Origin of the sequence: Pseudoalteromonas rubra (assembly GCF_005887115.1) — a bacterium.
Classification (GTDB): domain Bacteria; phylum Pseudomonadota; class Gammaproteobacteria; order Enterobacterales; family Alteromonadaceae; genus Pseudoalteromonas; species Pseudoalteromonas rubra_F.
Genome location: NZ_PNCJ01000009.1, coordinates 28,206 through 41,569, shown reverse-complemented (window position 1 = coordinate 41,569; position 13,364 = coordinate 28,206). Strand labels below are relative to the sequence as shown.

At 50.0% G+C, this 13,364-nt stretch carries 1 protein-coding gene; it reads right to left on the bottom strand.

From position 1 onward, the window contains the following. Positions 1 to 368 precede the first annotated feature (368 nt). Complete coding sequence (locus CWB98_RS06350) at positions 369 to 12,749, bottom strand: tandem-95 repeat protein (protein WP_138544082.1); 12,381 nt, start codon at positions 12,747 to 12,749, stop codon at positions 369 to 371. Positions 12,750 to 13,364 lie beyond the last annotated feature (615 nt).

The following is a 13,364-nucleotide window of genomic DNA, read 5'->3' as shown; positions in this document are numbered from 1 at the left end:
TTGAAATTGGTACAACACAGTTCTGAGGGAAACGTAACAAGTAAATTGTAGCTGCTCAAGTGTGCATGCGATGAAGAGTCTAAACTTTAAGCTAATTTGCTTTTATGATTTTGAGAAAACCAAATATAACATTAAATATCAATTACTTAAAGATTAGCAAGTAGGAAGGAATTCATGTTCTGTTACATTTTGACCTGGCACAGTTAACCACTTATTCCGAGAACCTGTAGCGCGTGAAAACACGCAGGAGATATACAGGCAAGTGGCGTTAAAATCAAAAACGCCTGGTTAGAATTGCAAACCAGGCATTCGTCTTTTTTCTGACTGTATAAAAGCCCTGCCGTCCCTGGCCGGGCTGTCATTGCTCGTTAGAAGCGCACTTCAATACCGGCGGCTACTTCACCGATACGGTTGGCGCTCAGGCGGTAATGGCTGTAGCTGAGCGTCAGCGCGGTGCTGCCGCTCAGCTGGTAGCCCACTGCGCCACCAAAGTACGCACTGGTGCCTTTTTGTTCGTACTGAACCAAGTGACGGCCGTTCAGAGTGCTTTCAATCTGATAGTCCCAGTTGTAGGCGCCCAGGAACAGCTCGCCATGCACTTTATCAAAGCGTGCCACTTCCAGACCCGTTTGCAGTGCAAAGCCTTCAGGCAGAACCGGGGCGACACGCGCCATGCTTTGGTGCCAGCTGTCTGGTGTCAGCGTACTGCCGCTCAGCGTCACCCGCCCCTGGCCCAGGTCGATATAGCGCAGACCCGCATACCACTTAGGCATCAGCTGATAGAAAGCACCGGCTGACCACGACTGGCTGCTGTCGTCCACGTTCGAGACCTGAGTCCCCGCAGGCAAGGCACTGAACTGGCTGTTGGCTTCAGCCTGTCCTAACGTTGCCTGAACACGCCACGCATCTGCCAGTGCTGGTGCACTGACCAGGCAGCTGGCCGTTACTACTGCATAAGCCGGTAGTGCCGACTTGCGACGACGCAGTACCAGCGCCGATACCATGACCATTAACAGACCTCCAAGGCTACCTGATGATTTGTTTTCTACACTTGCAACCTGATGGGCCGTCACGGTCACTTTCGCGATACCATCACTCACCGCGCCTTTACTGTCTTTGACCTGATAAGTCACTGTATCTTCTCCATTAAAGCCGAGTTTTGGCTCATAGCTCAGCGTGCCGTCAAGATTAACGACCGCCTTACCATATGCTGCTGTTGCGCTGATAAGCGTTAATGCATCGCCGTCCGGGTCCATATCGTTGGCCAGAACATCAATGATCACGCTCGCTTTATCATTGGTGCTGGCAGTATCTTGTTGAGTTACCGGCGCGGCATTGACCACAAGCTCAACCGTTACCGTGGCGCTGGACGTACCGCCCTGACCATCGGCAATGCTGTAAGTAATGATCGCCGTCCCCACATAATCCACCGGTGGAGTATAACGCAGCTGGTTATCCAGGATTTCAACGTCACCAAAGTCGACACTGGCACCTGTGATAGTCAGAGCATCTGCATCTGCGTCAAGGTCATTTTCCAGCACATCAATAAACACTGACAAACCCGCACCCAGGATCAGCGTATCGGCCTGTGCAACCGGTTGTGTGTTATCGCTCTTGAGTACCGCAATACCACCGGGGTCCACCACGCTGCGGTTAGCAATCCCGTCGTCGTCGTTTGGACCACCATCGACAATTTGTAACTGCACACACCAGTCACCTTCGTTCAGGCCATCGCGCCACTCGTTGCTGCCCGGAGGCGGACAGTATCCCGGCTCACCCGTAGCCGAGAGCACGGCATTGCCATCTGTGGTCACAAAATTCACCCACTCACCGTCACGGAACTTACGATAAATCGCGTTAACCGGAATGGGTTTACGCTGCGGAATAACAATGCCGTACACATCGCCCGCCTTAGGCAATCCGGTTGCAATAAAGTCGAACACACCACCAATGTTGGTGGCTTCGGTATCTTCAGGCAGCTCAGTTTCCAGCAGCTGTGCACCACCTGTTGTGTTTTGTGCCACAGTTGCCCCTTTACGCAGACAAACACCTGGCTCACCTTCAACCAGATACTGCTCAGTGTCTTTCACTTGGCCAGGAATAACGTTACAGTCGCCATTGGCATCCAAATAGTCCGGAATACCGTCGTTATCCGAATCGGCAAAGCCTTCCTGATCATCCGGGATAAGGTCGCCATCACTGTCCACACTGCTTAGCTGTGGCAGGCTTGCAACTATCTCCAGATAGACATCCTGAGTAGACGACAGCGCAGGAGTGCCATCATCCGTTGCTGTGACGCTGAGTTTGTAAACCCCCGCAGCCAGCACGCTTGGGTCAAATTCAAAGCGCTCCGCAGCAACGCTCAGGTTAAGCATTTGTGCATCTGCAGCTTGCCAGCTGTAACTGATGCTGTCCTGTGGATTAGCATCGGTTGCGCTTGCCACAATCACAACCGGTTCACCACCTTGAACAATCAAGGTACGCGCCTGGCCATTTTGTGTGGTATCCACACTCAACGCAGGCGCGACGTTGTCTTCAACGACTGTCACTGTGGTGCTGTGCTTAGCACCGCGGTTAAGTGAGTCAGCCAGGGTGATCACTATGCTCTCATTGCCTTCGACCGTGCCATCGGCAAAAACGTTAAAGGTAATGCTGGCCTCAGTGCCTGACTCAATCACCACTTCGCCGTCAATCAGGTCGTGATCATTGCCGTTAGCAGAGCCACTCACTGTATACGGTACAGTGACCGGATAACTTGGTGCCGGACCATTGAGGAAGACCTTCACGGTGTGGCTTTGCTCTTCCGCAATCTGGCTGTCTTTACTCAGAGACACCAATGGATTTACCGCAACCGTCTGCTTTTTCACCGTCGACTGGTCATTACCATCGGTCGCTTTCCAGTACACCTGATGCAGGCCCGGCGCAAAAATCGTCACGCCATCCACCAAGGAAACCGCCAGCGGGTTACCATTACTGTCAAAGGCAGCAGCCGTACCTAAATCAACTTTAGTAAACAGGCCTGTTGCATCCAGGCTCAAATCGTCAGGTACGGTTAGAGTGGGCGCATTTGCAATACCTGAAGAAGCGGTGATCTCAACTGTTGCATTTGCCTGTGCACGCGCACCGGCACTGTCCGCTAGCATATAGGTGATCACAGCCGTATCCTGCGCGCTTGCCTGCGGTTGGTACACCAGCTGACCATCGCTGATTGAAACGCTACCGATGGAAGCGCTTGCACCGACCAGGGTCAGGGTATCGCCCGCATCCACATCGCTGTCGTTTGCCAGTACATCCAGGCTGTAGCTGCTTGCTGCCTGACTGAAACTAAAGGCATCGTTTTGTGCCACTGGCATATCATTTACGGCATTCACCGTAATGCTGACCTGCGCCTCATCCGAGTTCATTTCACCGTCATTCACCACATAGCTAAAGCTATCTGTGCCGTTAAAGTTGGCACCTGGGATATAGCTGAACAGGGTACCCTGTACGCTCAGCGTACCATTACTTGGCTGCTGGATAACTGAGATACTCAGGCTATCCTGATCCGGATCTGATACCGGCGCACTGAAGCTGGTGGAGGCATCTTCGTTCACAAACACTTGCATGCCCTGCGCAGCAGGTTTGGCATTCACATAGCCAACGTCGATGGCAAATGCAGGCAGTGATGCCGTTAATTCGCCATCCGACACGCTAATTACAATGTTTGCGTAGTTGCCCACATCATCCCGACCCGGTGTACCAGACAAAGTACCACTTTGCGCATCAAAGTTAGCCCAGACTGGCTGATTCTCAATACTGAAAGTGAGTGAGTCACCATCTAAGTCAGTGGCGTCTGGCGTAAAGCGATAAGCCGTGTCCTGATCCACACTGGTTGAAGGCGTACCACTGATCTCTGGCGTATCGTTCACGGCAGTCACATTCAAGGTAACTTGCACCGGCTCAGATTCTGCCTGACCATCAAAGGCCACAAATTGCAGACTGTCTTCACCGTTGAAGTCAGTGTCTGGCGTATACAGCCAGCTGTTTTCACTTTGCTGTGTCAGCGTGCCTGAGTTGACGCCTTGTACGATTTGATAGCTCAGTGCGTCTGCATCGATATCCGTGGCCGTCAGGGTGATTAACACACTGCCATCTTCAGAGACGTTCAGCACCTGGGCGTCTGCCACTGGCGCATCATTCACTGGTGTAACCGTCATGGTAACAAGCGCTTCATTAGAGACAGCACCTGCTGCGTCTTTCACCGTATAGGTAAAGGTATCCAGGCCATTAAAGTTCGCATTCGGTACATAGACAATCGCACCGCTGTCGGTCACTGTCACTTGGCCACTTTGTGGCTGGCGAATCACAGTCACGCTGCTGGGGTCTAACTGGTCGTTGGCATCCACATCGTAGTCATCACCCAGTACGTTGACTTCATACGATCCTTCTTCTTCGAGCTGCGCGGTGTTGTCAGTCGCGACCGGCGCATCATTCACTGGTGTGATATCAACGTTAACGGTTGCAGGCTCAGAGCTCAGCCCTTCACTGTCCATTAGGGTATAAGTAAAGCTGAAGCTGCCGTTCACATCCGCTTTTGGTGTGATCTCAAGCTGACCATCGGCCAGCACAGCGACGTCGGCAAGCGTATAGGCACCTGCGCCGTTGCCCTTGTCTTCGAGCATCACGTTGGCACCATTGAAGCCCTGATCTTCCACATCGGTGTCATTGTCCAGGATATTCAGTGTGCCGGTTTCGTCTTCGTTGAGCGTGACGCTGTCGCCAGCCGCCATCGGACGGTCGTTCACCGCGCCAATATTAACAATCACTTCAACTGGCTCAGACACCAGGCCTTCGCTGTCCGCAATGGTATAGCTGAATGCATCACTGCCCGTGGCGTTGGCGTTTGGTGTATACACCAGCTTGCCTGACTCCTGGTTCACGGTGACAACCCCTTTGGTCGGCAATACGCTCAGTGCAACCTCACCTTGTGGGTGGGTGTCTTCGATATCGCTCGATAAGGTGCGTACATCCAGCTCGTCGCTCGGCGTGTCTTCTTCTACCGTTAACGTCGCGCCTTTGGCAACTGGCTGATCGTTCACCGCCACAATACTGATGGTCAGCGTGGCCGCTTTAGAAGTATTACCCGCCGCATCTTTCACCGTGTAGGTTAGCGTATCCTGACCCGTGGCATTCTCGTTTGGCGTATAAGTCAGCTTACCATTGGTGATGGTGTAGCTACCCAGCTGAGGCTCAGTCACTACCGCCGCAGAGGCTGCTACCATGTCATTTTCTGCATCAGAATCGTTCTCCAGCAGATCTAGGGTGTTCGGCGTGTCTTCTGTTACCGTCAGGGTGTCGTCGAGCGTCACAGGCGCATCAGCCAGCGGGTTAATCGTCAATGCCACGTTACGCGTCTGAGACAGTTCACCTGCGGCATCTTTCACCTGATAAGTGAAGCTGTCGCTATGGTTTTCGCTGCCATCATGGGTATAAGTGAAGCTGCCGTCTGCGTTCAGTAACAAAGTACCAAACTGCGGCTGGCTCACCACCACGGCGTTCAGGCTGTCTCCGCTGTCTAAGTCGTCATCCGCTGCAGTGCTCAGCAAGCCCTGCTGAGATGCAATGACCAGCTGCTCGGCTTCATCCAGTGTAAAGCTAAAGTCCTGCGCCACAGGTGCATCATTGGTGTTGACCACTTCAATGTTGAATGCGCTCAGTGCGTGCTCGGCTTTACCATCATTGACGGTGATAACGATTTGCTCGTAGTTGCCAACGTGCTCATCGCCTGGCATGCCGCTTAATTTACCGGTTTGCTCATCAAAGCTTGCCCAGTCTGGTTTATTGCTGATCACAAAGGTATGGGTGTCATCGCTGTCCGGATCTGTCAGCTGCGGTTCAAACACATACTCAGCATCTTCGTTCACAGTGGTGTGTGGTGTGCCCGACAGCACAGGGGCCACATTGTACTTTTTGGTCACCGCAGCCGTCACAGGCTCGCCTGCGTTGTTTGCGTCGTCGTATACCACAACGGTCAGGATCAGACGCCCTTCTGCTAATGCAGAGACATCAATTCCGGTGACACTTTGTGTGGCTGCTGTGATGCTGATAGGCGACTGACTGCCCACCGACGTAGTACCATCACTGACCTGATAAGTCAGCATGCCTTTGCCCTCAAGCCCGTTCAGGGTAAAGCTCATGGCCGTTTCGTTATCACGGTTGATTAAGGTCTGGTCGATACTGACCGACTGACCGCTTGGGGCTGTCGTATCCTGGCTCAACACCAGCGGCTGTGCCGCCGTATTGGCGTTGCCTGCCGTATCATTGAATACGCCTGCCGCAATGCTGATGGTCACATCACCTTCCACATTCGTATCCGGCGTAAAGGTCGCCTGATAGGTGGTCGCATTCAGTGCTTTAAACTCGCTCAGACTGCCGCTGCTTGCAACGATGTCTTCCAGTGTAAAGTCTGCACTTGGCTCGCTCAGAACAATGGTGATCTGCGCTTGCTCACCGGCTTTCAGTGCCAGGTCGTTAGACTTCAGGCTCACCACTTGTGGCGCGGCAGTGTCAAGTATTGCCGTGCCTGACGCCACTTCAGAGACATTGCCTGCCGGGTCGGTCAGCGTCACAGTCACGTTAAGCTGGCCATCGTTCAGATTGCTTAGGTTAATACCACTGATAGTCTGGTTTGACTCAGTGACGTCACCTTGTGCCGATACCGGCAAGCCGCCTTGCGTGCTGCTTATCACATAGTGATAACGGGTACCCACTTCGGCATCGCTCAGCGTAATGCTGGCCGCATTGGCATTGGTGCCATGGTAGTAAGGTGCGCCAAACGCCACGCTGTGATTGCCCGGCGCCTGAGTATCTATGTTCAGAGTCAGGGTATCAGAAGCCTTATTCGGGTTGCCCGCTGCATCGTTAAACTTGCCAGCGGCAATAGTAATGGTGCCTGCTGCTTGCGAGTTCTCGCTCGGCGTGAACACGGTACGATAGCTGGTATCGCTGATCTGCTCCAGCTCAGACACAGTACCGCCCGCCACGTTCAGCGAGGTCTTATTAAAGTCAACAACGGCTTCGCTCAGACCAATGGTGATCACGCTGGTCTCGCCTGCTTTAAGGGCAGTCTGTGACGCACTCAAAGTAGTAATAGTCGGTGCGGTTGCATCCAGCTTGGCTTGTTTAACCAGCGCCTGGGCCGCATTGCCTGCGCTATCGGTAAGTACCACCGACAAGCTCAGCGTGCCGTCTTTGAGCTGGCTTAGGTTAGTAATATTAACTTGCTGGTTCGCCGCTGTGATGGTCTCAGTGCCAGTCAGTTCACCGCCGCCCGTGCTGGTCAGCGTGTAAGCATATGTCGCGCCCACTTCGGCGCCGCTAAAGCTAAAGCTCGCAGCATCGCGATTGGCCAGGTTATAGGTTTGCTGATCCAGGGTTACGTCGTGGCCACTCGGCGCCACGGTATCCAGGGTTGCCGTGTCTATTGTTGCCACGCCGGCATTGCCAGCCTTATCGGTCAGCGTCACAGACAGGCTCAGTGGTCCGTCGTTAAGGTTTTCGATATCCGCAATAACCACTTGCTGCTGCGCGCTATCAAGCGTACCCGTGCCACTCACACTGTGGCCGTCGCTGCTCAGCGTATAAGCATAAGTTGCACCTGCTTCGCCGCCGCTCAAATCAAAGCGAATGGAGCTCGCAGAGCTGTTATAAATGTCTTTGTCCATCGTCACCGCATAACCGGTTGGTGCCTGGGTATCGACGTTAAACTGCTTGCTAGTCAGTGCGACTTTGTTACCTGCTTTATCTGCAAATGCACCTTCTGCGACTGATACGGTAACTGCCCCACTGATGTCTGCTGCGGCTGTGTACTGAGCACTGTATCGATTGTTGCCCAGTGCTTTGAACTCGCTGAAAGAACCTGAACTGGCCTGTAAATCGCCATGTTCAAAGCCTGAAATTGCTTCGCTGACAGTGAACTCAAAGTTCACAGTAGACCTGCCAAACACGGTCTCAGAGGCGACAATATCCAGTACTGGCTTAACATTCTCGTACACAATATCCTGAGTGAACGGCTGCGATTCATTGCCATGGCCGTCAACCACAGTGACCGACAGCGACAAAGTGCCATCGTTCATGTTTTGGATACCATTGCTGTCTGAGTCAAAACGAACAACTTGCTCAGCGGTATTAATCGCACCATGGCCACTTAGCGACTGCATCGTCCACTGATACGTTGCACCTTGCTCTGCGCCCAGCAGTCTAAACAAGCCGTCTTTAATGGTGTCTTTATTAAATGCCGTGCCACTAACAACCACATTGGGTTGGTTTGGTGCCTGAGTGTCAATATCAAAGTTAAGCACAGGCGCTGCGGTGTTGGTATTCCCTGCGGCATCTGTAAACACACCGGCTTTAATTTTAAGTGAACCAGCAGTACTAGAATTAACTGCTGGCACATAGGTTACCTGATAGACGGTCGCGCTCAACTTTGTAAAACCAGTCAGTGAGCCGCCTGCGGCCTCAAGGTCGCTGATATCAAAGTCAACACTTGGCTCAGCCAGCACAATATCGACCACCGCAGTGCCGTCTTTGTTTAGCTTGGCAAGAGAAGCTTTAAACGTAGCAATGCCAGGCGCACTTGAGTCTAAACGGGCAAAACTGGTTTGTGCTGCTGAGGTGTTACCCGCCACATCAGTTAAAGTTACCGATAAGGTCAGCTCACCATCATTCAGGCCACGTAGATCAACAGGTGAAATGGTTTGCGTCGCACTTTCAATGATGCCAGAGCCGGTAACCGCCGGGCCACCTTTGCTGCTGGTAATGGAATAGTTAAATTGTGCCCCGATTTCAGCCGCGCTGATGTCAAAACTTGCCTGCGCCGCGCTTTGTTCGTTAAACAGGGTTTTATTCAGTGCTGCATTAAAACCATTTGGTGCAGTGGTGTCGAGTACTGCTGTGGTTGTAAATGGCGCTGAAATATTCCCTAAAGAGTCTCTGAGTGTCACAGCCAGTGTTATTTTGCCATCCTTCAGACTGCTGATATCGATATTTTTATTCTGCAATGAACTCGCAAGTGCATATTGCCCGTTAGCAGATACCTCGCCACCGTTTTCACTGCTTATCACATAGGTATAATCAAAAGCGACGTCCGTTGCCCCATGAAATTTAAACGCAACATGGCGTTTTTGGCTGTCACCATAGCTATCACGACTCAAAGAGACTGAATCGACAGATGGCGCAACATCATCAATGATGTTGATCAACAGTTTTTTACGGACAACAGCACCTGCGCTGTCCGTTGCAGTCACACATACTGGGTGCTCTTTTGGCTCAGCGTCTTTTCTGACATACAACACATTGTCATTGACTAAGAAAGACTTTGATGTCGTCGTATTATCGCAGCCTTGTGCCCCCTGACCGGAATAAACCAGCGTGAATATATGATTATCCGTCATATCGACATCTGTGGCGGACAGGGTTAACAGTGCTCCGGGGTTAGAAATATTGTATTCACCGAGCAAAGACTGCTTGAGCGGTAAGGTCACACCCGACTCGAGAGTCCAGGTGATATCCGTCGGCGCATCATTTAATCGAGTAACGGACAAATTAACCTGACTGTTGCCCGAGTTGTCTGCTTTACCATCATTAAAGGTGATTTTAAGCGCAATGGATTCGTCGGGATGTTCAGAGCTACTCTGATAGGAAATATTACGCAGCACATTGGTAGCAATCGAAGTGGTGGCACTACTGTTAAAGCTTAGTTTCAGCTCACCCTGCGCATTGTTAATAACGGTGCCCACCACCTGCTGTCGATAAACAAGCGGCAGCCCTGTCACCAAAGACCCCAAATCGCCCAGATTTGCAAACACATCTGTGCTGTCTGCGCCGCCTGTTCTGGAAACCGTTAACGTAGTGCCTGCATAATTACCTATACCTTGATTTTTTTCATCTAGATCGATATCAAATATGACCGCTTGCGGAGCAATACTCACTGGGTTTGCATTTTCTGTATACGGCAGCGTATCAGGCAATCTAAAAATGCCTGGTGCGGTATTCGGCCGCACGACGGTAATCGTCAATGGGCTGCGATTAGTTATCTCAAGTTCAGCATTATTACCAATGCTATTACTCAAATTTATACGTATAGCCGGGTTATTAAACCCGGTACTTTCTGTGTCAATCTCAAGCACATCGGCGCCGTTAAAGCGGACCTGCTCAAAATTTTCATCGACTGAAGCATCAAGCACCCGGATTGAATCTCCAATACTCAGATCGGTAATGGTGTCGCCGTTAAGCTGAGCTTTGTTGCCGTAAAACAAATCATTACCAGCTCCTCCGGTAACGGTATCAGCACCAGTACCAGCGTTAATTGAATCAGCCGCCGCACCACCAATGATCACATCATTGCCGTCAAAGAAACGTGCTTCAGTTGCAGATAAATCCAGTCGTGTTTTGCTAAATGCCGACGCATTTAAAGTCAGTGTGTGGTCACCTACAATATAACCTTGGGTAGTTATCTGAACCTGAACTTCACCAGACTCTCCATTATCGATATCTGGCAAGGTAATATTAAAGTCATTGTTATAACCAACCAGCTCTAGTCTTTTAACACCGGATATTTGCATATCCTGCCAGTTATAAGTACCACCTTCACTAAGCTTAAAGTACTTTTGCGCACTTAAGGGAGCCGTTACTTTTTTAAATGACACTAACTCTTGAGGTCTTAATTCTAATGTTTGTGTACTTTCGGTGCTTCCAAGTGACAGGGTATGAATATTCTCTGTGGGGAAGTCACGAAGCGCAATGTTGCTGGCATGAAGTTCAAGGGTGTCAGGGGCAGTCAGCTCGCCTTTAAATGTACCGTAGCCCTTTGCTGTACTTTCTCCAGCCACGATTGTGACAGCATCAGATGGCGCGGTTGCAACAACTGACACATAGCCGTTGCTACTAAGCGTGATCTTTCTTGTTTCTCGACTATCATCTAACAATTCAAACGTGACGTGCTTTGTTAATCTAGTCGCAGATAAATCAACATCGCCATCTCCACTTACTTTAAATGTTTTGCTAGCATTACCAACAAGACTGAGACTCGTAATCGAACCGAGTTGTCCCGGTGCCATTGTGATCACCTGCTCATCACTGCCCCAAGCATTGAAACTGAAACTACTGGGTAAAGTGGCCTTGCTGATATCCAAACTTTGGTTAAAGGTATAGAAACTAGGCAGGTTGGTATCAATCAATTGCCCTGTGAATTCAGGACTATCAAAGAAGTACCTGTTATTATAATTACACGTACCTTGATCAGCAATTAAACGAGAGGCATCTATCTTAGCTGCGTCACTTTTTAGCCTGATAGATGCATTAGACGGCCCACTGCATTCAACCAGATTATAGTTTTCTACACCCTCAATCGTGTTAAACGTATTACTGGTGCTGTATGGACCGAATGCAATATCGAATGTCTGTATGCCTTCCGCGCTGCTCTGAACAACATTTTCTGTTAAATACCGCCAGGAATTGCTTGAGACTGAAAGCTGTAATCCATCCTTAAACTCTAAAGTTTCAGCATTTGCATTATTAAAATTGGCATCTCGAGTATCGGTTGTTCCTGCAAAAACAATTTTATCTTGACCCTCTCCCAGGCTGAACCTTCCCTTGACCTGAGTGTTATTCAGTACAACGGTTTCATCAGTCGATGCACTATATACATCGAGCTCAAATGTGCCATTTGCTAGTTCAAGTGTACCACCTGTCAACCAGTAGCTTGAAGCTTCAGCAATAGCGGTTATATGCCCAGGCTCCCCTTTCATAATGAGTCCGTTTGAGTTCAGAAGAGCGATTTCAGAGAACGCACTATGTTGTTGATAACTCAGTGTTACTCTCCTACTAGATGAAGACTCTACCGTCAGCTTCTCAAAGCCCGATAAAGTACCAGCCCGGCTGATGTCGACAGAGCTACCATCAGCAATTACCAGCTCATCGATACCTGCACCGCCAATCACTTTGGCATTGGCGTCTAAGGATCTTTTTATAATAAGTTTCTCTGCTCCGCCACCAAACACAATTCCCGGACTTAAATTGGCGCCTGTGGTGGTATCTGGCACAGATGAAGAGGTCGTTGCAACATTAACATCGGTCACATCAATACTAACGTTGTAAGTTTCACTGTCTTGTGTTCCATCATTGATTACAACGCTAAGCGTTCTTTGTGATTCACCAGGTGATGAAGCTAGATTGTCATAAGTAATTGCTTTTAAAAAGGTACTTACCTGAGCCGGCGTTGCACTGGCATTGGTAATTGATATGCTGTGCTCACGATTGATATCAACCGCACCACCGATGCCGCCCAGCGCATTTTGCGCGTTGGCGCTCACTGTAAGCCCTTCGCTTGTGCCGTTTGCAGGGTTAACCAGCGTGATTGTGATGCTTGAAATTGTGCCGTCATCATTAACACTGGCATTAGGGGCGATAGAAGTTGCCGAACCACCTTCACTAAAAGAAACCTGACTGCCAGTGCCGCTTGCACTGGTGTCCAGGTCTATCGTCGGTTTGGTGTCGGTTGTTCCACTGTTGCCACCCGAATTACTGCCACCACTGCTATTTGAATCACAGTCAGGATCGCCGGGAATACCTGAGCAATGGCCGTCCGCCATAAATGCCTGAACGCTGGTGCTAGTGAAACCCGCACTCAGCGCCACCCCACCCAATAACGCGGCCTGAATATGCCGGGCTAATTTACTTTTTTTACTTATGCTTTTATCACTAAGAGACATCAAACTACCTACTAACACTTAATTTTAAAATATGTTGCCCGGCCAAATCCCCTTTTGGCCTGAAAGCTGTGTGGCTACGGGTAAACACCACACAGCCTGAATATGGAACGTTACATTGAACAAGCACAGCGCGAGCGCACTTGATTTGCCAGCCCGCTCAGGGCTAAATTCGCAAGCAAAACGGTACGTAAGAGACCGTGAGTCAGTTCACAGGAACCCACGAAAACAAGAAGGGACAGCCAAAATGGCTGATGGCTCTGAATAATAAGGACTGAACAATACAGTCTGAACACGACAGATATGCAAACCTATTTCTGAGCCTGGTACTACTTTAAACGCTCACCTGCACCATACGCAGGCAACATAAAGCCATCCGATTGGATGACCTACTTTTTACCTAACCCTACAACCTGAAAAACTGCGGTTTTTTGCCTGACAGAAGACAGCCTGAGCGCTTCAGGTGTCTTACATCTTACTTTGTAACTAAATTTAATTATTTAGATTATATACACAAAAAACGGCGGTTAGAATATTTTTTATCTTATTTATCAAATATTAAGAGTTTAATATTTAAACTTAAAATTGACATTTATGCACATTAAGGAAACAAATCAA

Coding starts and splice junctions, on each gene's coding strand:
- CWB98_RS06350 (WP_138544082.1), bottom strand. CDS start 12,749: ATGTCTCTTAGTGATAAAAGCATAAGTAAAAAAAGTAAATTAGCCCGG.